The following is a 24,259-nucleotide window of genomic DNA, read 5'->3' as shown; positions in this document are numbered from 1 at the left end:
CGGTCTGCTACCAATATTTCACCCCTACCTTACCAGGAAGGTAAAGCGATGCGGTTGGTTTCGTGCGAGTATTTAATTTTTATTTTTGATTGATACACTTTTCTAAAAAGGTAATTTTTGTTTCACCCCTTCCTTATCAGGAAGGTCAAGCTACGCGGTTCTACTGATTCTTAAAGGGTCGGGTTTGCTATAAACGTTTCACCCCTTCCTTAGCAGGAAGGTAAAGCTACGCGGTGGGTTTAGAGCAAGAATTTTGTTTTTATTTTTAATTGATACCTTTTTCTAACAACCACATTTTTATTTCATCACTTCCTTTATAGGAATTTAAAGCTCTGTTGTTGTTTTCGAGCGGAATCTAATTAATAATGAACAAATTTTGGTTTAGGGTGCGGTTGTAGTTGGTTATTTATTTTTTTTCTTAAACACAATGAGTAATAAAAAAATAATATTTAGTGCAACGGTGATGATATTAACTGTAGTAGCGAAAGGTGGTGCGCCTGCGGGGTAAACTTGGCCGGCGAAAACCATTAGGTTTAGTATCAGGAGAATGATGATGAAGGTTTTTTTCATATGTTGTTGTTTTGAATAAAATTATTTTTTTGTTTCGAAATTTTCAAAAACATAAAATTTGTTTCTTAACGTTTCAGTAATTTCCACTTTTTCATTTTTATTAAAATTATACATCACCATTACGTCTTTTGCTTCGGCGGCGAGTTGGCCCTTGGCGTTGAGAATTTTGTGGTGAAAGCCGAAGCTGGTGGTTTTTATGAAGGCTAAACCGGTGATGATGCTGCAGTTGCCGGGGTAAAATAAAGGCAATTTAAAATCGCAGTTGCAGGATGCCAGCATCGGGCCGATATTGGTATCAAGATGTTGCTCTGTGATGCCGATTTGGTCCCAATAATTTACTCTTGCAGCTTGTATGTATTTAAAAAAACTCACATTATTTACATGCCCGAAATAATCTAACTCACTCCAGTCGATACGCAATTGTAATTGTGATGGAAATTGTGTTTCAAACATCATTTAAACCGTTTTATTAAACGCTCCAATATGCCATAACACACCGGCAGGATCATGCACAAAAAACTCGCTGCCCCAATCTAAACTGCGAATGGGAAGTATTTTTACCGTAGGATATTTTTCCTGCATACCCAGTTCGTTTACCGTTTCCCAAAATTCTTGCACATCGGTCACTTCTAAAAATACCATGGTATTATCCACCCAGTCTTTTACATAAGCCTTTTGTAAATAAAACCCAACCGCACCCATGGTAAACAACGACATATTATCTGACAACACAACCTCCTGCATCCCAAAATCACGATAAAAGTTCCGCGACAGGTCAAAGTCGATGCTGCCAATAAAAGGACGAATAGAAATGGGTTGTTGTGACATTAGTTTTAGTTTATTGATTAAAGATATTTCTTTTTTCTCATTTCGGTTGGAAACCGGGGTGGCGTCTGGAGTTGGAAACTCCACGACAACGCAATTCATTTGAAATTTTTGTCGGGGACATAATTTCAAATGTAGGATCATGGAACAGATTGAAACTCCAAATCAATAACAGCAAAATTGAAGATAAATGCAATTACCCCTTTAGGGGTTCCATTATTTTAGTACCATGAAAAACGAAAACCCATTGAACCCCGTTAGGGGTGACACAATGCTCCGAAATTTCATATTAACGAATTAATAAAAGTAATCGATAAAATATTTAATTAATCCGGTTGGGAACCGGGGTGGCGTCTGGAGTTGGAAACTCCACGACAACGCAATGGGGTGAATCCGTGACAACAAGTATGCAGCTAAATTTGAAAACAAAATGTGAATGTGCATGGAATTGTGGAGTTTTCGGTATTTTTGGTTGCCTTAATTGTTTAAATATGCTTCCTAAATTATTTTGGGGATTTATCCTATTAATTATTTTATTTTTTATCGTCCGAGAAATTCATACATTCGTAGAATTAAAAAGTGATGAAAAAAATTGCATATTAGAATTTAAACAAAATAAAGTAAATTTTGAAAAAGCTGTATCCTACATATTAGATAAATACTCCGACTCCATATTTAAAATTGACGAACCAAAATTAAATTTTACCAGCGAGAAATGGATTTTTTCTGAGTATTGCGACAATCCCTATCATCATAATAAATATACTACATGTGATTCATTGCTAAGTAAAATAAAACTCGAATGCAATTTATCAACAATTGAATACCTCTCTTCAACCAGCATGGTAAGGTTTGACTTGCTTCCTAAAAAATCCGGCGCTTATGCATATACCCTTTATTACAATAGACAAAAAAAAATAAAACCACAACATGATTTTTATGATGATGGTGCTTGGGTTTTGACCTACGAGTATGTCGAAGGAGGTCAATTACCATATTTTTGGTGATATGCATTTTATTTAACGTTTAATATTGGGTTGAAATTTTATGCCACATTTCGGTTGGAAACCGGGTGGCGTCTGGAGTTGGAAACTCCACGACAACGTGGTTCATTTGAAATTTTTGTCGGGAACAAAATTTCAAATGTTGGAGGTAGTAACAAATGACATTCGAATCTAAAATGAAAACATGAAATGAATTTCACAGCCGAAGGGATGATATCCTTCGAAAAATAAACATTATAACTCAAATTTTACCCCTTTAGGGGTACCATATTTTTAACATACAAGTTATAGAACAATCCTACCCCTTTAGGGGTTACATATTTTTAAAAATAATGTACGTTATTATCCAACCTTACCCCTTTAGGTTTACCTGCCGCAGAAGGCAGGGGTTACATATTTTTTATTGGTGAAACAATAGAAAGAAATGTCAATCAAATAAAATTGGTTGATTCTTGTGGGGGCGTTTTGTTACCATTATGTCACCCCTGCCTTAAGAGAAAGGTAAAACGATGCGGTTGGTTTTGAGCGAGAGTTTAATTTTTATTTTTGATTGATACATTTTTCTAAAAAAACATTTTTGTTTCACAGCTACGCAGTTTTGCTGATTCTTTGAAGGACATTTTGTTACCATTATTTCACCGCTATGCGGTTGGTTGCGAGCGTGAATTTAATTTTAACATTTGATTGATACGTTTTTCTAACAAATACATTTTTGTTTCACAGCTACGCAGTTTTGCTGATTCTTGGGAGGGGCGGTTTGTTACCATTATGTCACCCCTGCCTTAACAGGAAGGTAAAGCGATGCGGTTGGTTTCGAGTAGGAATATAATTTTTATTTTTGATTGATACATTTTTCTAAAAAGGACATTTTTGTTTCACAGCTACGCAGTTTTGCTGATTCTAGGGGGTGATGCTTGTTACCATTATGTCACCGCTACGCGGTTGGTGTCGAGTAGGAATATAATTTTTATTTTTAATAGATACATTTTTCTAACAAGCGCATTTTTGTTTCACAGCTACGCAGTTTTGCTGATTCTAGGGGGTGATGCTTGTTACCATTATGTCCCTCCAGGAAGCATGCGGTTGGTGTCGAGTAGGAATATAATTTTTATTTTTAATAGATACATTTTTCTAACAAGCGCATTTTGTTTCACAGCTACGCAGTTTTGCTGATTCTAGGTGATGCTTGTTACCATTATGTCACCTGCCTTAACAGGGGTTGGTGTCGAGTAGGAATATAATTTTTATTTTTAATTGATACATTTTTCTAACAAGCACATTTGTTCCAGCAGCAGTTCTGCTGATTCTAGGGGCATGCTTGTACCATTAGCCCCGCCTTAACAGGAAGGTAAAGGTGCGTGTCGTGAATTTTTTTATTTTTTTGATACATTTTTTAACTTGAGAGAGAATTTAATTTTAACTTTGATTGATAGATTTTTCTAACAAGCACAATTTTGTTTCACAGCTACGCAGTTTTAATGATTCTTGGGAGGAGCGGTTTGTTACCAATATGCCACCCTTCCTTATCAGGAAGGTAAAGCTACGCGGTTGGTTAATCCCTAGAATTTAATTTTTATTTTTAATTGATACATTTTTCTAACAACCGCATTTTTGTTTCACCGCTACGCGGTTTTGCTGATTCTTGGGGGGGGGCGGTTTGCTACCATTATGTCACCGCTACGCGGTTGGTTTATGGTTAGAATTAAATTTTTAATTACGATTGGTAGGTTTCTCTACCTAGCTCATTATTAATTCTTGCACGTGCTATCAACAAAAGGTTGTTGGAACATTGGATTTGCCAGATACAATTAATACTGTTATTGCACTCAAAAGGGTAAATAAAACCAGGTTACTTTTCATAGGCGGAGCCATTGGATTTTGTTTTATAAACCTAAACATTAATCCTAAAATTAAACGCAAAACCTTATTAAATAATTTGAATTATATCACATATATATGCAACAACTCTCCATCCACATCCATGGGTTTTTCGAATTGGAAGCCGAGACGGGTTAGGAGGTTTATGGAGCTGGTGTTGGTGGGTAAAAGGGTGGCTAATATTTTGGCGGAGGGATCGTTGGTTTTTGCGGCTTGTAAAATGGTGTTGGCGGCTTCGAAGGCGTAACCTTGGGACTGGAATTGTGGCAATAAGGCAAAACCTAAATCATAGTCGTCGAGGTAATTGCGTTTGATGTAGGAGATGATGCCGATAGGTTGTTGTGTGTCGGTGATTGTTGCTACCCAATAATATAAATCGGGTGTGCTCATGATTTTGTTGATATAGGCAGCGGCATCATCGGAATTGCGGACTTTGCGGTCGCCGATAAATTGAATCCAGCCGGGGGAATTTAATATTTCAAGGACAAATAAATTATCCTCCGGCTGAATTAATTGCAGGGTTAATCGTTGTGTTATAATTGGTTGTGAAATGTCGAACATGATTAATAATTAACGCTGCTGTTGAATTAAATTTTCGTATTATTTTATGCAGAATGTAATCCGATTTTATTTCCTTCACTGTCGGTAAAATGTGCCATAAATCCATTTTTGCCAATTGCTGTTTTAGGTAAAGTAATTACGCCGCCGGCTGCAGTAACTCTGTCTAAAATTACATTTAAATCACTGCCCCCATTTAAATATACCAAGGCACCTTTTGCAGAAGGTTCATAACCTGCGCCTTTGATGATACATCCACCAATTGCACCCGATTGTAAATCGACAGGGAAAAAGGCGGATTGCATACCCATTGCTTCCATAACAGGCATTTCTGCTGCTAAAATTGTTTCATAAAATTTTTTTGCTCGGTTGAAATCTGAAACAGGAATTTCGAACCAGTTAATTGCGTTACTCATAATGTTATTTATTTTAAGGTAAAATTAAATTTATTTTCAAGATTTACATTTAAGCGTTAAGTTAATTTATACGAATAATTTTGTGATAGTAACGATGCAGCAAATCCTAGCCCGGATAGAAATGGAGGCCCGGGGGAAAGGGATTGTTTGATTTAGAAATTGAAGATTTGTTGATTTGGGTTATTCTTATGCTGCAGCTTACGATTAATACCCCGGCCGGAATGGATAGCCGGTTGGGATTGTGCTGGCTAACGCGAAGTTCATGCTTCAAAAAAATATTTACAAATTGAAGATTGAAGATTTGTTGATTTGGGTATTTTTCAAGAACGAAATTTATGATTGAAAATTGTCGATTTTATTTTATAAAACTACTTATTGTATATTTTACAATAAGTAATAAATTTTATACCGGAAAGGTAATTAATGCCTTGCGCACACTTTCGCGGAATTCGAATTTATTGATGCCCATGGATACATTTTCGTGGTCGAAATATTGGATAATATTTTCAGTTGCCATATTACCTGTGAGGTCGTCTGCCGCCATTGGGCAACCGCCGAAACCCTTGATAGCGCCGTCGAAGCGGGTGCAGCCACTGTTATATGCGGCATCAATTTTTTCGAGCCAGGCATCGGGTGTGGTATGGAGATGTGCACCAAAATCTACTTCCGGAAATTTGGGAATTAAATGGGTAAATAAATAATTTATACTTTCAGGATTTGCAACACCAATGGTATCGGCAAGTGAAACATATTTAATATTCATGGCAACGAGTTTTTCGACCCATTGCGCTGCAATTTCTGCACTCCACGGATCGCCATACGGATTACCAAAACCCATGGAAATATAAATCATAAGTTTTTTTCCGTTATCGTCGCACAACTTTTTTATTTCCTGCACACGTTCCACACTTTCGGTGATACTGGAATTTATATTACGTTGCTGAAATGTTTCAGAAATAGAAAATGGAAAACCTAAATAGGTTATTGCCTCATGTTTAACAGCATCTTCAGCACCACGCACATTACCAATAATGGCGAGTAATTTCGATTTGGCATTTTTTAAATCGAGTTGGGCTAGAACCTCGGCTGTATCAGCCATTTGCGGGATTGCTTTTGGTGAAACAAAACTGCCGAAATCGATGGTATCGAAACCAACTTTAAGGAGTTGATTGATATAAGCCACTTTTTTATCCGTTGGAATAAAATCATGCAAACCCTGCATGGCATCGCGCGGACATTCAACCAGTCGTATGGATTTAGCAGTTGTGGGTGACATGATACAAATTTACTGTTTAATTTTTTTGTTTAACGGATTTTCGATAGGAACAACATTTTTATTAAAAGCGTTCAATAAAAATTACAATACCACATTTACAATTCGCCCTTTCACAATAATTACTTTTTTAGGTTCTTTTCCTTCGGTCCATTTAACAACAGCATCCAAAGCAAGCACGGTATTTTTTATTTCTGCTTCTTCCATATCCAGCGGCAATTCAATGTTTGCGCGCACTTTCCCGTTTATTGAAACCGGATAACTGAAATTACTTTCAGTAAGATAAGTGCCATCAAATTGTGGCCAGTTGGTTTGGTGAATGGATGTTGTATGTCCACATTTTTCCCATAATTCTTCTGTAATAAATGGTGCAAATGGTGCAATTACAATTAATAATTTTTCGAGCACTTCACGTTTATAACATTTCGCAGCCTGCAATTCATTTACACAAATCATAAACGTACTCACCGCTGTATTAAAGCTGAGTTTTTCGATATCTTCTCCGGCTTTTTTAATTGTTTTGTGCAATATTTTTAATTCAGCAGCAGTAGGTGTTTCATTATTAACTCGAACATTTCCGTTTTCATCGATAAATAATCGCCACAGCTTGCGCAAAAATCCCTGCACTCCGGTAATACCCTTGGTATCCCAAGGTTTGCCGGCATCGAGCGGACCTAAAAACATTTCATACATGCGGAAACAATCTGCACCGTATTCGTTGATTACGTCATCGGGATTTACAGTATTGTGTTTTGATTTCGACATTTTTTCGGCTTCGCTGCCACAAAAATATTTTCCATCTTCCAATATAAATTCTGCATCTCTAAAATCGGCTCTCCATGTTTTAAATTTTTCGATATCGAGCATATCATCTTTCACAAGTTTGGTATCAACACGTAATTCAGTTACTTCGTAATTTTGTTTTTGCGATTTGGTAACAAATAAATTTGTTCCGCTCACCCGATAAACAATTTTCGAAACACCCTGAATCATTCCCTGATTTACCAGTCGTTTATACGGTTCATCTTAGGCACAAAATTTAAATCGTATAAAAATTTATTCCACATACGGGAATACAATAAATGGCCAACAGCATGTTCCGTTCCGCCGATATAAAAATCGACATCCTGCCAATATTCGATTTTTGCTTTTGAGGCAAATTCACCGTTATTATCTACATCCATATACCGATAAAAATACCAACTGGAGCCTGCATAACCCGGCATGGTGTCGGTTTCACGGGTTTTGCCCGGAGCGAAATTTACCCATTCGGTAATACCTGACAATGGTGATTTTGCAGCGCCTGCAGGTTTATAACTTTCCACCTGTGGCAACAATAATGGCAATTCTTTTTCATCGAGTAACTGTGCAATACCATTTTCATAATAAATTGGAAATGGTTCGCCCCAATAACGCTGGCGAGAAAATCCGGCATCGCGCAAACGATAATTTACTCTGCGTTTTCCTTTATGCTGATTTTCTATTTCGCTCAATATTTTATTAATCGCATCTTTTACTTCCATTCCGTTTAAAAATTCGGAATTTATCATCACGCCAATTTTATCTTCACGCGAAACATTCGGATAAGCAGATTGATCAACCACCGGAATTATTTCGATGCCAAATTTTTCTGCAAACGCAAAATCGCGATCATCGTTACTTGGCACTGCCATAATTGCACCGGTTCCATATCCTGCTAAAACATATTCTGCGATATAAATCGGAATATTTTTTCCATTAAACGGATTCACTGCATAAGCACCGGTAAATTCGCCTGTTACTTTTTTAACTTCACTAATTCTATCGCGTTCACTTCTGCTTTTTACATATTTAATATATTCTTCAATTGCGATACGTTGTTCTGCTGTGGTAATTGCATTTACCAAATCATGTTCCGGTGCCAACACCATAAATGTTGCACCAAAAATGGTGTCGGGACGCGTAGTAAATATTTCAACAATTTTATCGGAACCGGCAACATTAAATTGCACTAATGCACCTTCACTTTTGCCAATCCAGTTGCGTTGCATTTCTTTCATACTTTCGCTGAAATCCACACGGTTAAGGCCTTCCAGCAAACGGTCGGCAAATTCGGTAATGCGCAAAAACCACTGACGCATTTTTATTTTTTCAACCGGATGTCCTCCCCTTTCGCTAACACCATCTTTAACTTCATCGTTGGCAAGTACGGTGCCCAATATTTCGCACCACCAGATATCTGCATAATCGAGATAAGCCAAACGGAATTGCATTAATAATTTTTCCTGAGCAGCTTTATCATAATTTTTCCAAGTTTCGGCATCAATTAAATCTATGCATTTATCCAATGCAAATAATCTGCTTGTTCCTTCTGCATTTAAAATGGTAATTAATGAATCGAGGTATTCCGATTTATTGGTAAATGGATTATACCAGCATTTAAATAATTGCGTAAAAATCCATTGTGTCCATTTATAAAATTTCGGGTCGCTGGTTTTCACTTCGCGTGACCAGTCGTAACAAAATCCCATGCGCAATAATTGCTCACGGAAATAATCAATATTTTTTCGGTGGTAACTGCAGGGTGCTGACCTGTTTCTATTGCATATTGTTCCGCAGGCAACCCAAAGGCATCGAATCCCATTGGGTGGAGCACATTAAATCCCTGTAATCGTTTAAAACGCGCAATAATATCGCTGGCAACATAACCCAGAGGGTGACCAACGTGCAAACCGCTACCACTCGGGTACGGAAACATGTCTAACACATAATATTTCGGCCTGGTAGGGTCTTCAGTGACCTTATACAAACCGGTGTTTTTCCATTTCTGATTCCACTTCTGTTCGAGTTCCTGAATGAGGTTTATTGAATAATCCATAATGCAAAGGTAATTAATGTGCTGATGTGCTAATGTGTTGATGTGCTGATTAACAGCCGATTTTGAGTAAAAATGTTATTCGGAGTTGGATGAATGTACCAATGTACCAATGTACCGATGTACCAATGGAACAGCCGGTTTGGAGTAAAAATGTTATTCGGAGCTGAATGAAGTACCAATTAAACAGCCGATTTGGAGTATGAATGTCATTCGGAGTTGGACAATGTACCCAATGGAACCGCCGATTTGGAGTAAAACAAAATGAGGTACTAATCTTGCCAGTTACCATTGAACAGCCGATTAATGCATGGGCTGATGTGCTGATGTCTAATTAAACAGCTTAGGAGTAATTGAAATTCGGCTCCATTAGGGTTTAAAATTAATGTGCAGCTGTACCAATGGAACAGCCGATTTGGAGTAAAAATTAATTTCGTAGCTCACGTTGAGGCTAATCAATATTAGCCCGAGATGAAGTACCATTGGAACAACGGATAAGGGACTAAGATTTACATTCGAGCTGCGATTTACCCTAATAATTAACCCTGCTCCTAACCCATAACCTAAATTTCAATTTTACTTAAAAGTCCAACCTAACGACTCACCCCATTAGCTAATTTGCTAATCGGCTAATTTGCTAATTATCTACAATTCACCACAATGCATTGAGTTACTAACATGTTAAGGCATTGCGGGCAAGGAGGTTATGGCTTAAATTTGCCTCAATGTCGCAACAGGTAGGTAAATCGCTGCAGCGTAAACAAACGCATTATATCAACTCTATTCTCATTACTTCCCTTGCATTATTGATGTTGGGGTTGATGAGCATTTTGTTTATTTCATTTAAGTATGAAGAGGCTAATATCAAGGAAGATATGGTTATTTCGGCTTATTTGAAGGAGGGTTTGACGCAGACCGACATTGATAAACTGCTCAAAAAAATTGAATCGGAGTCGAGTGTTAAGGCGACAAAATTTATTTCGAAGGATGATGCGATGAAATTGTTTGAGGACAAGTTTAATGAGGATCCTACCGAAATTTTAGGCGATGTAAATCCGCTGCCGGCCTCGGTAGACGTGACTTTGGACGCTTCTGCGGTGAATGTTGATTCGATTAAATTGTTCAGAGAAAAATTGCAATTATATCCTGAAGTTACCCATACAAGAGCCAATGAGGAACTCATCAGTTCGGTGGATAATGACCTGAAAATAGCAGGATTTATTATTGCCGGGTTTAGCATCCTGTTTTTATTAATTTCCATTGCCATTATCGATAAAACCATACGCCTGAGCATGTATAGCAACCGCTTTTTGGTGCGCAGTATGCAACTGGTGGGTGCCACACGGTCATTTATAACGGGGCCTTATGTGCGCCGAAGTGTGATTAACGGACTGGTTTCGGCCTTTATAGCCCTGCTTTTATTGCTGATTGGGGTGATTTATGTGCATAATAATTTCAATTATTGGGATTTTAGTAACGGTACTATCAAAAGAGGTTTTATTTTTACATTTTTAATGCTGATTGGGGTGGGGGTGCTCATTACCTGGTTCAGCACTAGAAACTCAGTTCATAAATATATCAGGATGAAACTGGATGAACTGTATTAATAATTAAAATTTGCAGCAAGAATGGAAAATCAGCAACCCGCTAAGAAAGACAACCCAAAATCAACAGCTCCTGCTACCACTGGTAAAATGGTTTTGGGCAGAGAAAATTATATACTTATTGGTGTTGGATTTAGTTGTAATCATTATCGGATTTATGTTGATGAGCGGCGGCAAAAGCGACGACCCTAATGTGTTTAATCCGGATGAGGTTTATAGCACCACCAGAATTACTGTTGCACCAATTGTTGTTATACTTGGTTTTACCATTGAGATCTACGCTGTGTTTCACAGATCAAAAAAATAATACATCCTTATGACCATTATCGAAGCGGTTGTTCTTGCCATCGTGGAAGGAATAACTGAATTTTTACCCGTGTCGTCTACCGGCCACATGATTATTGCTTCATCGCTCATGGGCATTGCGCACGATGATTTTACAAAATCGTATACCGTTGCTATTCAATTTGGCGCTATTTTATCGGTGGTCGTTTTATACTGGAAGAAATTTTTTCAAAGTGTAAATTTTTATTTCAAACTATTTGTCGGATTTATTCCTGCTGCCATTTTGGGATTTTTATTAGGCGATCAAATTGATGCCATGCTCGAAAATGTAACGTATAAAAACGCATTTGTGATTGGCGTATTTCAATGTATTGCCATGGTTCGGGTGTATCACGTTCTGCCGCAACAATTATTGGCGGATTAACACAAAAACTCACCCGAAAAGTAGCTGCAGAATTTTCATTTTTTCTTGCCGTGCCAACCATGTTTGCCGCAACAGGATATACATTGTATAAATTATACAGCGATGGCCCGGGATTTACTTCTGCCGATTACACGCCATTAATTATAGGTAATGTGGTTGCATTTATTATTGCAATTTTTGCCATGCGCAGTTTTGTTAATTTCCTCACCAAAAAAGGATTTAAAATATTTGGTTATTATCGCATTATTGTGGGCACCGTTATTTTAGTATTACTTGCTTTGGGTTACGATTTGCAGATTGTATAATATGTTTACACCTCAGGAATTAATCGAAGGAAAAATTATTTTAATTAATAAACCATTACGCTGGACGAGCCACGACGTAGTTGCAAAATTGCGTTTACCAATTAAACGTTATTGCAGCGATAAAAAAATGAAAATCGGTCATGCCGGAACACTCGATCCATTGGCAACCGGCTTATTATTATTACTTACCGGCAAAGCCACCAAACGTACGGAATCTTTACAGGGCTTAGATAAAGAATATACCGGAACAATTACATTAGGCGCCAACACACCAAGTTATGATGCTGAAACTGCGGTGTCGGAAACGTTTTCTTTAGATGGAATTACTGAAGAAAAAATTTATGCTGCAGCACAACAATTTATTGGCGAGCAGGAACAAATGCCGCCGGTTTATTCATCGGTTCAGGTAAATGGTATTCGCGCTTATAACTATGCCCGCGAAGGCGAAACAGTTGAATTAAAAACGCGAACAATAACGCTTTTTAAATTTGAAATTACCGGTATTCGTTTGCCTGAAGTAGATTTTTTAGTGCATTGTAGTAAGGGCACTTATATTCGCTCACTTGCATTTGATTTCGGTAAATTTTTGGGCTGCGGTGGTTATTTAACTGCACTTTGCAGAACCCGTGTTGGCGAATTTTTAATTGACGATGCTATTGAAATGGAAACCTTGTTGAAAGGAATTATTGTTGCAAAAACGGACGAATCGTTATAATTTTTTTTACCGCAGACCCAGTTATTTATGTTGCATTAATACAAACTCACCGTAGTGGTAGCTGAATAATTCTACGTAATTTTTACTGAGTGCTTCAACTTCGCCGCGCTGACAATAATAATACATGTAATTTCCATCCGGTTGTATATCATGATTAAACGTTGCTAATTCCAAATTATAAAAATTACTTACATCTTTATGAAAATGTAATGAGTTATTAAAAATCCAGGAACAGTTTAAGGTAACTTTTTCTTTTTGGGGATGATGTTCATCTATCCATGTTAGCACGTCCTTTGTATGCGCATCGAACCACCAGTCGCGGTAAAACCTAAAGTTGGCTGTGTTAAAAAAGTGGATTAGTCCAATACATAAAAATACCGCTAAAATGAGGTTTCTCAGGCGTTGCTTTTGGGTAAAGATGTTACTTATTGTAATAATTACAATAAGTGCAAATATTGGATACATAAATACCGCACCACGGGCATTCAGGAAGGGGACATCGATGAGATAGAACTGTAAAATTGTAACGGTGACAATACCGCTCAAAACAAGGTAACAGATTATGCCAAAATTTGCTAAGGCTTTTAAACGATGTTTGATAAACTGTTGAATTACATAAGCACTTAAACCGATGTATACAATGATAAATAGTATGGTGAAAACAGTAGCGGGTTTAATTCCAAAATATAGTTTACTGTAGCGCATTGCATCTACCAATGGCAGTAGTGTAGATTTATAAAAACTCTCGGTTCCCCAATATACAAACTGGTCGGTGCTCACCATTTTTTTTATTGGATTATAGATGAGTGCAGCCAATACTATAGTGGTTAAAAAAACAGGTAATATTTTTTTGAAAATATCTTTTTTGTTCGATTCGGTTAAAATAATAACCATAGTTAAAAACACCAATACCAGGTAATAATTGCAGGGTAAAATTAGCAAGAACGGCTAAAGCTGCGCTAATGTAGGTATAGGTTAAATGATGTATATTTTTTTGGGTGAGATATTGGTAGAACTTATAAATGGACAATACCATTAACCCGATAGACAAACCGTAACCGCGGGCTAAGGCGAAAAAATCGAGGAGGTAAGGGTTACAAACCAATATGAAAATACCGCATAATACAAACCAAAATTCATTTCTGATTTTTTTTAATAATTCAACCGATACAAAAAAATACAATACAAATGCCAGTAAATTGGTGAGTCGCACCGTAAAGGGAGTCACCCCAAATAATTGTGTAAATAATTTAATGCCCAGGGTATTTAAAACATGGTTGTTTGGGGAGGAATCTTTAGTATAAAAAATAATATCCCAAACCTTCAGCGGCGATAATTAAAATAGGTTCCTGCCTCATCTATCGTCATGGGAATAATAATCGCCCTTGCACTCAGGTAAGCCGTAAACAATAACCCTATAAACAGATAGATGTTATCATAATAAGGTTTATGCACAGGGCTGTTAGTCATCGATAGAAATTAATGGGCTACAAATCTTTACATTTGTTGCGTGATATGCAAGTTTTAAGAGATTTAAATCAGCTTCCCGACCTCTCGGGCTCAGTAATTACCATTGGTACGTTTGATGGGGTGCATACCGGCCATTACGAAATTATCCAAAAAATTACGGCTTCGGCCAAAGCTATTGGTGGTAAAAGTGTGATTATTACATTTCATCCCCATCCGCGACATATCATCACCCCTGAATCACCTGTTTATTATTTGACCACATTAGAGGAAAAAATTAAAATTCTGGAGCAATACGGTGTAGATGTTGTTGTTGTAGTACCGTTTTCGCGCGAGTTTTCAGAAATTAGTCCAGAGGACTATGCCAAAACATTTTTGATCGGAAAATTTCATCCTGCAATTATTGTATTTGGCTATGACCATAAATTCGGGAAAGACCGTTCCGGAGATATTCATTTGCTGAAAAAAATTGCCGGTGATTATGCTATTCAAATTGAAGAAATTCCTGCACATGTAATCGATAGCGTTACGGTAAGTTCTTCAAAAATCAGAAATTATTTAAAAGAAGGAAATATCAGTGAAGCGAACGACTTACTGGGTTATCATTATGAAATTTCCGGTCCTGTAATTAAGGGCGATCAAATTGGCAGAACACTGGGTTTCCCAACTGCAAATATTTATGTTGAAGAAAGTAATAAGCTGATACCTGCAGATGGTGTTTACCTGACTGCTGTGCATATTAAAAATAATCCGAATAAATATTATGGATTATTGAGTATTGGCACAAGACCTACGTTTAATAAAACTGAAAAACGGATTGAGGTAAATATCCTGAATTTCAGCGATACCATTTATGGTGAAACGATAACAGTTGAATTTTTGGCATTTATCAGAAAAGATAAAAAATTCGAAAGTGTAGATGCACTAGTAGCAGCAATGAACGAAGATAAAGCTGCTGCAACTTTATTAATTAACTAATCAATTTATAAGTTAATTCTTTGAGCAGGGCACCGTGTTCTGTTTCCCCGTTTTCAACACCTTTGGAGCGTAAATCGTATTGTAATATCAGTTCGAAAATTTCCTCTACACGCTCTCTGCTATAGTGTTTGCGGGCATTTCGAAATTCATTTTTTTGAGATGAATGTATGCCGTAAATTTTAAACATATCGAAATCGGTAACATCACCCCCTAAAATTAAATGATATAATTTTTGATAAGCTGCGTGTATATTGGCAATGGTAAGAATAAACGGATTTGCCTTCGGGTTATCATTAATATAATCTACAATAGTAAATACTTTAGTAGCATTTTTCATGAGCAGTGCACTTTGTAATTCGTACACATTATAATCTTTGCTGATACCAATATTTTTTTCAATCTGCTCAACAGTAATTTGTCCGTTAGCCGGAAGGTTAATACATAATTTATCGAGCTCATTAGTCATTTTCGACAAATCGGTGCCGAGGTAATCAATGAGGACCCTTATAGCTTTACTATCTGCCGTTACCTTTTTTCTTTTTAAATAATTATCAATAAAAATCGGCACATCTGCTTCCTTTAAAGTTTCTGATTCGTAAACCAGTCCTTTTTCCTTTATTTGTTTGAATAATTTTTTACGCGCATCATATTTTCCGTCCTTATAACAAATAACCAAAATAGTGGTTGGTGATGCACGTTCAACATAAGTTTCCAGCTTGTCGAGTTCACTGCCACGGGTTTTCATCATTTGTGCTTCGCGGAGGATATCGGCAATCAGGTCGCGGTAGTCCATAGTGCAAAGCTAATTAATTGTAAATTTACGGCGGCATGGAAATCCGCTTTTCGAAATACGATTTCAACATTACATCGGAGGCAGCACAGCAGTTCATTTTCGACATCATCAGAAAAAAAAATGTGGTGCTAACGCCCGAGGAATGGGTGCGCCAGCATATTGTGCATTACCTAATCAATGATTATGGTTTTCCCAAATCGCTCATCAGCCTCGAAAAGCAACTGGTATTAAATGAACTGAGTAAACGAACTGATATTGTGTTATATAATCATAACGGTGCTCCGTTGTTGATTGTGGAATGTAAGGCACCGGAAGTGCGCATCACTCAAAAAACATTTGATCAGATTGCGCGGTATAATTTAAAATTAAAAGTGCCCTATTTATGGGTTACCAATGGAAAAACTAATATTGGTTGTAGTGTGGATTTAGAAAAAGGTAAGGTTACTTTTTTAGAACAATTGCCGGAGCTTTCGGTTTTATTACCCAAATTAAAATCCGAATAATTATTTTTTTACTTCTTTATGATTGTAAGGGCAATGTAAACATCCGTTTCCGCAACAGTAACCGCGTTCCAGTAAGTATTTTTCGGTGAAGACTAGGAGGCCGTCTTTGTTTATATAATAATCTATGTTTTCGATGAGGGGTGTGGTGGGCATATTTCGACGTTAAGGAGGGAACGCTGAACCCGGCAGGCGGGTCGCGGTCCCGATAGCTATCGCATAGGCGTCAACCAAAAGTGTTCATTAATTAGTTAAAATGTTCAGTGGCGTTGATTCTCTTACGTTTTTCATGGCAACAGTAATAGATGATTTGTTCTATCGTTTGGAGGCTTAAAACAGCGGCGTAAAATTGGCCATACTGTTTTATAACAAATGATGCGAGTTTTACTTGCTGATTATTTTTTTATGTTTTTATAAGCCTCAATCTTAATTGGTAGGTAAATGTGAACCTCAAACCATGCAATATAAAGTAGGATCATGTATAACACAGCTTCGATTCGTATTGTGTTTATTTGATCATTCAAATTATCGATTCAATCTTAATACCTGTTTTCCAACTTTAAATAATAGTTCTATCTGCCAAGAGCATGGTATAAATCTGATATGTCCTGTGCCGCATAATCTGATTTATTAATGTTGGTTATAAAAATTATATACCCTAAAGCAGTATAAAATTCTTTTGAGTGATTTAGCCGTTTATCCTATCCTGCCTAGCTTTGCGGATTTTTCTTTCTGTTGTTTTGCTATCCAGCTTTATTGCCACCAACCTTATTGGTAACTTATTTGTTTTGCCACAGAGCAAGTTTATATCAACATAATTTTTTCTCTTTATCAATTTCATTACTGATAGCAGTTCCATCGTTTTTGGGTCATACAAATTGGTATTAAAAGCGTTGCCTGCTTATAAAGTAAATACCTGTAGCAATCATTTTTCAAAACTTGCAGCGAGTAATATCCTAAGTCACGTATTACTAAATCACCTTTTTTGGCAATATCCAATATGGTTGCCGATAAACATTGTTCATTTGTTGTAAATCCAGTTATATTAAAATGTGTACATAGTCCTGTAATTGCATTCATAACAACGTTGATTTTTGCAACTGATTTTTGCTTGCCTTTACTATAATTGCCGGGAAAAAGGCTATTCATAAAGTCCGGAAGTTTAATTGCCGTGCTATCTTGCAAATAAACATTACGAAATAATTTGAACTTTCCCTTTTTAGTTGGTGCACCTAAATGTTTAGTTAAAACGAGTTGGAGCAGTATTTTTAACAAATTAACCCAAGCGGTATTCATCCTTTTGAAAAGGGCCTGTTTGCTTACTGGCTGGCCTATTACACCGGACAAGGCACTTGCCCAACTGGCATAACTTTTTTCACTTTTAGCTACCAATGCGAAAAACGATGTCAATAAATGACACGCTTTAATTTTACTATTTTGATGCTTTGCAAAACCCGTAAGCCGGGCTTGTCGAGAAATTTCAGCATTACTTATTAAGCCAACTTTAGTATTTTTGGCTTGTGGAAAATGGGTTCGTTTTTTTTACTAGACATATTAATTACGAAACTCGTTTTCCATATTTATTTGTACAAGCTCTAATGTAGACCAATCCACGCTCCTGGCGTTTTTATTGTACAATTTAGTTGACGCCTATGCGATAGCTATCGGGATTGGTGATTGGGCTGATTTTTTTATTGTGGTTTGATGGATTTTTTGGGGAACCTGCCTACCGGCAGGCAGGCGCTGAACCCGGCAAGCGGGTCGCGGATTTTGTTGGATTTAGGCTGATTTTTTAGAATGTATAAATAGATTTTTAAATGAAACTCGCTGATTTTTTTATATTGATAAATGGAGTTTGGAACGGAACCCGGGTTGGCTGATTTTTATATTGTGTTAATGGATTTTTAAAAGATGCTCGCTGATTTTTTTATAATAATGTATAAATGGGTTTATTAAAGATTGACGCTGTTTTATTTATAATGTATTAATGCCGGTTAGGATTGATATTGATATTGATATTGATTTTTATAATTAAAAATAGCGCATCCCCAGTATAATTAAATGGGGTTATGCCGCGTAATTGTTCTTTTATGTCTTCAGTTACATCTAAACCGTTTATGAATTCCTGCATGGTAGCTTTTGTAATGGTTTGACCGTTGCGGGTTAGGTTTTTTAATGCTTCGTATGGTTGGGGGTAATTTTCTCTGCGGAGAATTGTTTGAATGGCTTCGGCAATTACGGCCCAGTTGTTATCTAAATCGTCGTGAATTTTTGTTTCATTCACTTGTAATTTTTTTAATCCACGGGAAATCGATTTAAATGCGAGGATGGTGTGCGCCATTGGCACTCCGATGTTGCGCAATACAGTTGAATCTGTTAAATCGCGCTGTAATCGGGAAATCGGTAATTTTGCAGAAAGGTGTTCAAACATTGCATTGGCGATACCTAAATTACCTTCTGCATTTTCGAAATCGATTGGATTTACTTTATGCGGCATCGCTGAAGAACCTACTTCATCTTTATTAATGCGCTGTTTAAAATAATCCATCGAAATATATGTCCAGAAGTCGCGGCTCATATCAATTAAAATCGTATTAATTCTTTTTAAGCCATCAAATGCGGCTGCCATATTATCATAATGTTCAATTTGTGTGGTATAACGGCAGCGTTCCAAACCTAAACGTGAAGAAACAAAATCATCGGCGAAAGAAATCCAGTCGATATCGGGATAAGCAACAAAATGTGCATTAAAATTACCGGTAGCACCACCAAATTTTGCACTAAACGGAATGGCATTAAATACATTACGTTGTTTACTAAGGCGCTCAATAAATACCCTTACTTCTTTACCCAGCATTGTTGGTGAAGCCGGGCTGACCATGTGTGTTCGTGCAAGCATTGGTATTTTAGTCCACTGAATGGCTAATTCACTCAACGTATTAATTAAATCTTCCAGCAATGGAGCATATACATCAATCAATGCATCGCGCAATGAAATGGGGATAGCGGTATTATTAATATCCTGAGAGGTTAAACCAAAATGAATAAATTCTTTCCATTTTCCGAAACCTAATTCATCAAATTTATCTTTTATAAAATATTCAACCGCTTTTACGTCGTGATTAATTTTACTTTCAATGGCTTTAATTTGCTGACATTCTTCAACATTAAATTTCTTATAAATATTTCTTAACTTACCTCTATTGTCGGAATCGAAGTCTTTTAATTGTTGAATGGGCAATTCCGTCATGGCGATAAAATATTCCACCTCCACATAAATTCTGAACTTCATCAGAGCATATTCTGAGAAATACTGACCCAGTTCAGCTACTTTACTGTGGTAACGGCCATCTATAGGCGAAATATTCAACAATTCGCGTTCATCCATTGGATTCAAATTTTAGGGTGCAAAGTTACGGAAAATAGGGGGATTTGAGGGGATTGGAGGGGGGAATCCATGCCAAAAATTTATATAAATTGACATTATGGCTTAAAAATCCAAGAAAAACCGCCCAACCGAGCTAATTTGCAATTTACCTGGGTAATGGTTTATTTAAAAATAATGAAATCTACTGGTTGCAGGTTTTATTAGATTTAAGCTCTAATCAGTCCTGCAGCATTCTCTACCACTTTCTCCATTGGCGAATATTTTTTGGATACATCAATTATATAAGTCATGTATTCATGATGCTTCTTCCGTGTAGTCTCCAAGCAGAAATTTTAGATTTACTGTACCATCAAAGTGGATAAATTATATTCCTAACTTATTTTTTTATCCATTTTTTTACTTGTGTTCCAGTACTTGTTGAAATTAGAGTGAAGTAAATTCCGGAATTTAGGTTTGTGATGTCCGCAATTCCCGATTCATTGAATTCAACGCTTACCACTTGGCCATATAAGTTGTATGAATAAATATTTTCAAGGTGAATATTTTTTAAAAAATATAGCTTAATATAATCCGTAGCAGGGTTGGGTGAAATATTAAAATCAGAGTGATGGTTTTCATTTATTACAGAAGTTGTTGTATCTATTCCGCCACCATTTGTTGTTTTGTATATTTTATAACAACTAATTGCATAGCAGGTGTCGAATCCAGTGCAAACGAACTGTCCCATATCATTGAAATTAGGTCGTTTATCGATGTGGATACCAACTATTTCCACCATCATTTGTTCGCAAGATATCAACTTTCCCTAAATCGTTATAAGTAGCTTTTATATACCCAATTGTGTCATTATAAAAATAGATTCCTGAAATCCCTAAGTCTATATCATTAAAATCATATCCACCAAAATCGTATGGCAACATCGTCCAGCTTTCACCAAAATCTATTGTTTTCCAAACTCGACTTTCATACCCTAATCCATAACCTACAGAATCTGAAGGGAATGTAATGCTATAAAGTGGACCATACATGTTTTCATTAATATACCATGTGTAACCACCATCAATTGTTTTATAAACTGTTGCTCGCAATATCTGAACTAAACTCCCAGTTAAATACCCATTGCTTACATTTAAGAGTAATTGTCCAAATATTAATAGCCGGGTCTACAATTGTTGACCAAATATTATTCTATAATAATTCTCGAAATAAAACTATAACCAAATGAACCGGTAACACCTGCATAAATTACATTGCCCTCAGGAACCAATTCCATGTCAGCAAAAGACAGAGTTATCTAAAACTGGCGCATACCAAGATGCTCCTCCATCATTCGTAATTAATACATTTCCATCTCCAGAATATGGGTTACAACAAATTAAACCAGTGTCTTGATTAATGAAGTCTATAATTCTAAAGTCACTTCCATTGTAGGTTGAGTCAACATCCCATGTTGCACCCGCATTAGTGGTAGTAATTATATGCTTTTGCCCTCCAACAATGAATCCATCTATAGAATTAGTAAATACCATATCACGCAAACAACCAACATCATCATTTTCATAGATTAATTCCCACTGAGAAAAACATGATCGTTGGAGTATCATGAATAGTATTAAATAGAAATATTTAATCATCGTGTTTATTCTAATATCTGAAAATTATTTTAAATCAAGAATACTGCAATTATTTGAAAATAATAAAATCCTAATTTAAATTCACCGATATTAACCGGCTAATTTTTAGGCAATGGTGTTTATATTACTTATTTTTGAAAATTACAAATTTTCACATAATTTAAAAATTTAATTTGTTATAGTCATGTCATTTTAGTGGAATTACTTTTTTAGGGTAATCTAAAAAGTTGACTTATGTATAATATATATTTTTATTAAAATAACTTACAATTACACTGCTTTGGACCACGTAAATTCCCACCTTCACCCCCAATCAATCTAAAATCCTGCAACTGCATACAGTTAAAATGGCCTTTGGGGCAGACTTCAAAACCGATTTTGGAGCAGGGGCGACAGCTTAGTCCGTTTACTTCTAAAATTTTATGGGAAGCCCGTTGTGTTTGGAGTGAATTGGTATTACCAAAATAAGGATACATACCAAATTCTGGAATGGTGTTGCCCCAGATTGAAATAATATCTTTTTTTAATGCTGCGGCAATATGCATCATTCCCGTATCATGTGCAATTACTTTTTGTGCCTGTTGTAAAATGGAAGCACTTTGGTTCAGTGTATATTTTCCGCAGGCATTATACATGTTGTTTGATGATTGTGTAACAATTGATTCACCCATTGCAGCATCTTCTTTCCCGCCAATTAAAATAATAGGATATTTCAACTGATTACACAATTCAATTGCTTTATTTAAAGGTAATTTTTTTGTGTTGTGCATTGCACCAATAACAAATGCTATATATCCGCGGTGAAAGTTTTCGGGTAAAGTTGTTATGTCAACATGTGCTTGAGATGGTATAAAATAATCCAGTCCATTACCATCATTTGTTACCCCAAAATCTTTAGTTGTTTCAAGATAGCGGTCAACAATATGTTTTGCAGGCAATTTGTTGATTTTGAATTTTACCATCAGCCATTTTTTAAAATTTAATTTATTAAATGAGCGATGTTCAATACCTAAATTTGTTTTAATTAAAAATGTTCTGAGGTTATGATGTAAATCAATAATTAAATCAAACTTTTCTGCATCTAAACGTGCTAAGAGGTCGGGTAATTTTTTATCCTCAAAGGCATGAATTTTATCGATATCCGGATTTGCTTCCAGTAAACTTACGTATTGCGATTTTGTTGCATAGTGAATTGCCGCATTTGGAAAATGGGTTTTTATACAACGAATTACCGGCGTAGTGAGCACAATATCACCAATTGAGCTAAACCTGATTATCAGAATCTTTCCGGGCATTTGTAAATTTGCAGCAAATATCTGAAATGTTAGGCTTAAAATTACCCACCGACCCCCGCTGGGTGAATCTTGCGGAAAAAAGTCTGGAAGAAATACTTACAGACCACGCCTATTGTGAACAAAAGGCAGCTTCTTCATGCATATCACTGGTGCAAATATTCCCGGACAGGGAAGAACTGGTAGAGGCTGTGTCGCCAATCGTTACGGAGGAATGGGGGCATTTTCGGATGGTATTAAAAGAATTAAAAAAGCGCGACTTGAAATTGGGAAAACAACGAAATGATGTTTATGTGCAAGCCTTACTCAAATTTCAAATAAAAGGTGGCAACCGCGATCAGCAATTGTTAGAAAAATTATTGATGTGTGCCCTCATAGAAGCCAGAAGCTGCGAACGATTCAGGTTGTTGAGTGAAGGTCTGCAAGATGCCGATTTACGCAGTTTTTATCACGAATTTATGGTTAGTGAAGCGGGACATTACACCCTGTTTATCGAACTTGCCAATACTTATTGTGGAAAGGAAAAGGTGAAAATTCGCTGGCAACAATGGTTGGATTATGAGGCCGAGGTCATGAAAAAAATGGAATTAAGTGGCTCAAACATCCACTAAATCAGCATGCTGCACAATATTTTAACTGCTTTTTCGTCATATTATCTATTCAAAAAATGTTATTAAACAGTTGGTATTTAAGGTATAATGCCCTGGCTAATTACCACCAAATAACGAAAATCCATATATTCGTACTTTAAATCAGCAAAACAGCAAAAAATACAGCCTTATGAATGATATGCAAGACAACAATTTAACCCTCAGGGATATTCAACTTGAGCAAGCGCGGTTTATGACCAGAGTATATACCTGGATGGCATTTGCTTTAACCATTACCGGTGCAATTGCTTATATCGTTGCAGGAACACCAAGTTTGGTTTACGCAATTGTGAGCAACCAATTGTTATTTTTTGGATTAATCATCGCAGAAATTGTTTTAGTGGGTTATCTCGCTACTGCAGTTGCAAAAATGTCAGCCCAACGTGCAACAGCATTATTTATCGGTTATGCCGTTTTAAACGGATTAACGCTTTCGGTAATATTTCTGGCTTACACACTTGGTTCTATTGCTTCTACATTTTTTGTAACAGCGGGAACATTCGGAATAATGAGTGCTTACGGCTATTTTACAAAAAAAGATTTAACCTCTATGGGTAATTTATTAATGATGGCTTTACTCGGATTAATAATTGCCTCAGTAGTAAATATCTTTTTGAAAAGTGAAATGTTATACTGGATTGCCACTTATGCCGGTATTTTAATTTTTGTGGGTTTAACAGCTTATGATACTCAAAAAATTAAAAACATGAATATTATAGGTAACGAAGGCACTGAAGAAGATAGAAAAGAAGCGGTAATGGGTGCTCTTATACTTTACCTCGATTTTATTAATTTATTTTTAATGCTGTTGCGTTTATTCGGAAGAAGAAAATAAACAGTTACAAA

Annotated in this window: 25 protein-coding genes and 2 pseudogenes; 9 read left to right on the top strand and 18 right to left on the bottom strand. The window is 36.4% G+C overall.

Going from position 1 to position 24,259, the window contains the following annotated elements; translation table 11 throughout:
* Nucleotides 1–591 precede the first annotated feature (591 nt).
* Together IPI65_06940 and IPI65_06935 are read right to left on the bottom strand one after the other, a co-directional pair.
* Nucleotides 592–1,023, bottom strand: a complete 432-nt coding sequence (locus IPI65_06940) for an acyl-CoA thioesterase (protein MBK7441258.1) — start codon at nucleotides 1,021–1,023, stop codon at nucleotides 592–594.
* 3 nt (nucleotides 1,024–1,026) lie between these two features.
* On the bottom strand, nucleotides 1,027–1,398 hold the full coding sequence (locus tag IPI65_06935) for a glyoxalase (GenBank protein ID MBK7441257.1): 372 nt from the start codon (nucleotides 1,396–1,398) through the stop codon (nucleotides 1,027–1,029).
* A 332-nt stretch (nucleotides 1,399–1,730) separates the two neighbouring features.
* On the opposite strand from IPI65_06935, the gene IPI65_06930 reads away from it, so the two are divergent.
* Nucleotides 1,731–2,402 (top strand): hypothetical protein, encoded by a 672-nt coding sequence (locus IPI65_06930; protein MBK7441256.1) that lies wholly within the window; start codon nucleotides 1,731–1,733, stop codon nucleotides 2,400–2,402.
* Nucleotides 2,403–4,340: 1,938 nt separating this feature from the next.
* Here the strand turns inward: IPI65_06930 and IPI65_06925 are convergent.
* The 5 genes and pseudogenes from IPI65_06925 to IPI65_06905 form a co-directional block, all read right to left on the bottom strand.
* A complete protein-coding gene (locus tag IPI65_06925) occupies nucleotides 4,341–4,838 on the bottom strand; it encodes a GNAT family N-acetyltransferase (protein MBK7441255.1) in 498 nt (165 codons plus the stop codon).
* Between the two features lie 44 nt (nucleotides 4,839–4,882).
* The gene (locus IPI65_06920) at nucleotides 4,883–5,251 is read right to left on the bottom strand and encodes a VOC family protein (protein ID MBK7441254.1); all 369 of its coding nucleotides are present in this window, start codon (nucleotides 5,249–5,251) and stop codon (nucleotides 4,883–4,885) included.
* A gap of 403 nt (nucleotides 5,252–5,654) precedes the next feature.
* Nucleotides 5,655–6,527: a hydroxymethylglutaryl-CoA lyase gene (locus tag IPI65_06915; protein MBK7441253.1), complete on the bottom strand. Its 873-nt coding sequence runs from the start codon at nucleotides 6,525–6,527 to the stop codon at nucleotides 5,655–5,657.
* An 81-nt stretch (nucleotides 6,528–6,608) separates the two neighbouring features.
* A complete protein-coding gene (locus IPI65_06910) occupies nucleotides 6,609–7,517 on the bottom strand; it encodes a class I tRNA ligase family protein (protein MBK7441252.1) in 909 nt (302 codons plus the stop codon).
* 8 nt (nucleotides 7,518–7,525) lie between these two features.
* Nucleotides 7,526–9,381 (bottom strand): annotated as a pseudogene (locus IPI65_06905) (leucine--tRNA ligase).
* Between the two features lie 722 nt (nucleotides 9,382–10,103).
* Here IPI65_06905 and IPI65_06900 point away from each other — a divergent pair.
* From IPI65_06900 to truB, 4 genes and pseudogenes are all read left to right on the top strand, one after another.
* On the top strand, nucleotides 10,104–10,985 hold the full coding sequence (locus tag IPI65_06900; protein ID MBK7441251.1) for a hypothetical protein: 882 nt from the start codon (nucleotides 10,104–10,106) through the stop codon (nucleotides 10,983–10,985).
* Nucleotides 10,986–11,139: 154 nt separating this feature from the next.
* A complete protein-coding gene (locus IPI65_06895) occupies nucleotides 11,140–11,289 on the top strand; it encodes a DUF3098 domain-containing protein (protein MBK7441250.1) in 150 nt (49 codons plus the stop codon).
* Nucleotides 11,290–11,298: 9 nt separating this feature from the next.
* Nucleotides 11,299–11,996, top strand: a pseudogene (locus IPI65_06890) (undecaprenyl-diphosphate phosphatase).
* A 1-nt stretch (nucleotide 11,997) separates the two neighbouring features.
* Nucleotides 11,998–12,711, top strand: a complete 714-nt coding sequence (gene truB, locus IPI65_06885; GenBank protein ID MBK7441249.1) for a tRNA pseudouridine(55) synthase TruB — start codon at nucleotides 11,998–12,000, stop codon at nucleotides 12,709–12,711.
* Between the two features lie 21 nt (nucleotides 12,712–12,732).
* Here the strand turns inward: truB and IPI65_06880 are convergent, their stop codons facing one another.
* The 3 genes from IPI65_06880 to IPI65_06870 form a co-directional block, all read right to left on the bottom strand.
* Entirely contained in the window at nucleotides 12,733–13,605 is an 873-nt protein-coding gene (locus tag IPI65_06880) for a hypothetical protein (protein ID MBK7441248.1), read from the bottom strand.
* On the bottom strand, nucleotides 13,508–13,939 hold the full coding sequence (locus tag IPI65_06875; GenBank protein ID MBK7441247.1) for a hypothetical protein: 432 nt from the start codon (nucleotides 13,937–13,939) through the stop codon (nucleotides 13,508–13,510). The genes IPI65_06880 and IPI65_06875 overlap by 98 nt, the downstream gene beginning before the upstream one ends.
* 95 nt (nucleotides 13,940–14,034) lie before the next feature.
* Nucleotides 14,035–14,181: a hypothetical protein gene (locus tag IPI65_06870; GenBank protein MBK7441246.1), complete on the bottom strand. Its 147-nt coding sequence runs from the start codon at nucleotides 14,179–14,181 to the stop codon at nucleotides 14,035–14,037.
* 45 nt (nucleotides 14,182–14,226) lie between these two features.
* Here IPI65_06870 and IPI65_06865 point away from each other — a divergent pair, with 45 nt between their 5' ends.
* Nucleotides 14,227–15,156: a bifunctional riboflavin kinase/FAD synthetase gene (locus IPI65_06865; protein ID MBK7441245.1), complete on the top strand. Its 930-nt coding sequence runs from the start codon at nucleotides 14,227–14,229 to the stop codon at nucleotides 15,154–15,156.
* Here IPI65_06865 and holA read toward each other — a convergent pair.
* The gene (holA, locus tag IPI65_06860; GenBank protein ID MBK7441244.1) at nucleotides 15,149–15,949 is read right to left on the bottom strand and encodes a DNA polymerase III subunit delta; all 801 of its coding nucleotides are present in this window, start codon (nucleotides 15,947–15,949) and stop codon (nucleotides 15,149–15,151) included. The two genes, IPI65_06865 and holA, sit on opposite strands and share 8 nt — an antisense overlap.
* A 35-nt stretch (nucleotides 15,950–15,984) precedes the next feature.
* Here holA and IPI65_06855 point away from each other — a divergent pair, with 35 nt between their 5' ends.
* Nucleotides 15,985–16,452 carry a type I restriction enzyme HsdR N-terminal domain-containing protein gene (locus tag IPI65_06855; GenBank protein MBK7441243.1) on the top strand — a complete coding sequence of 156 codons (468 nt, stop codon included), beginning with the start codon at nucleotides 15,985–15,987 and terminating at the stop codon, nucleotides 16,450–16,452.
* Here the strand turns inward: IPI65_06855 and IPI65_06850 are convergent, their stop codons facing one another.
* The 7 genes from IPI65_06850 to IPI65_06820 all read right to left on the bottom strand — a co-directional run bounded on the left by IPI65_06850 (nucleotide 16,453) and on the right by IPI65_06820 (nucleotide 22,766).
* Nucleotides 16,453–16,605, bottom strand: a complete 153-nt coding sequence (locus tag IPI65_06850; GenBank protein MBK7441242.1) for a hypothetical protein — start codon at nucleotides 16,603–16,605, stop codon at nucleotides 16,453–16,455.
* 684 nt (nucleotides 16,606–17,289) lie between these two features.
* A complete protein-coding gene (locus tag IPI65_06845; protein MBK7441241.1) occupies nucleotides 17,290–17,859 on the bottom strand; it encodes a transposase in 570 nt (189 codons plus the stop codon).
* A 574-nt stretch (nucleotides 17,860–18,433) separates the two neighbouring features.
* Nucleotides 18,434–19,837: an adenylosuccinate lyase gene (gene purB / locus IPI65_06840; protein MBK7441240.1), complete on the bottom strand. Its 1,404-nt coding sequence runs from the start codon at nucleotides 19,835–19,837 to the stop codon at nucleotides 18,434–18,436.
* A 376-nt stretch (nucleotides 19,838–20,213) separates the two neighbouring features.
* Nucleotides 20,214–20,564 carry a T9SS type A sorting domain-containing protein gene (locus IPI65_06835; GenBank protein MBK7441239.1) on the bottom strand — a complete coding sequence of 117 codons (351 nt, stop codon included), beginning with the start codon at nucleotides 20,562–20,564 and terminating at the stop codon, nucleotides 20,214–20,216.
* 19 nt (nucleotides 20,565–20,583) lie between these two features.
* On the bottom strand, nucleotides 20,584–20,925 hold the full coding sequence (locus IPI65_06830) for a hypothetical protein (protein ID MBK7441238.1): 342 nt from the start codon (nucleotides 20,923–20,925) through the stop codon (nucleotides 20,584–20,586).
* A 186-nt stretch (nucleotides 20,926–21,111) separates the two neighbouring features.
* A complete protein-coding gene (locus IPI65_06825) occupies nucleotides 21,112–21,441 on the bottom strand; it encodes a hypothetical protein (GenBank protein MBK7441237.1) in 330 nt (109 codons plus the stop codon).
* Between the two features lie 284 nt (nucleotides 21,442–21,725).
* On the bottom strand, nucleotides 21,726–22,766 hold the full coding sequence (locus IPI65_06820; GenBank protein ID MBK7441236.1) for a glycosyltransferase family 9 protein: 1,041 nt from the start codon (nucleotides 22,764–22,766) through the stop codon (nucleotides 21,726–21,728).
* Nucleotides 22,767–22,792: 26 nt separating this feature from the next.
* On the opposite strand from IPI65_06820, the gene IPI65_06815 reads away from it, so the two are divergent.
* Both IPI65_06815 and IPI65_06810 read left to right on the top strand, forming a co-directional pair.
* Nucleotides 22,793–23,374, top strand: coding sequence for a tRNA-(ms[2]io[6]A)-hydroxylase (locus tag IPI65_06815; protein ID MBK7441235.1), 582 nt, complete (start codon nucleotides 22,793–22,795; stop codon nucleotides 23,372–23,374).
* 178 nt (nucleotides 23,375–23,552) lie between these two features.
* Entirely contained in the window at nucleotides 23,553–24,248 is a 696-nt protein-coding gene (locus IPI65_06810; GenBank protein MBK7441234.1) for a Bax inhibitor-1/YccA family protein, read from the top strand.
* Nucleotides 24,249–24,259: the final 11 nt, after the last annotated feature.

The organism is Bacteroidota bacterium, assembly GCA_016706255.1.
GTDB lineage: Bacteria > Bacteroidota > Bacteroidia > Chitinophagales > BACL12 > UBA7236.
Note: the sequence above shows the minus strand (reverse complement) of the source record. Positions and strands in the feature narration are given on the sequence as shown.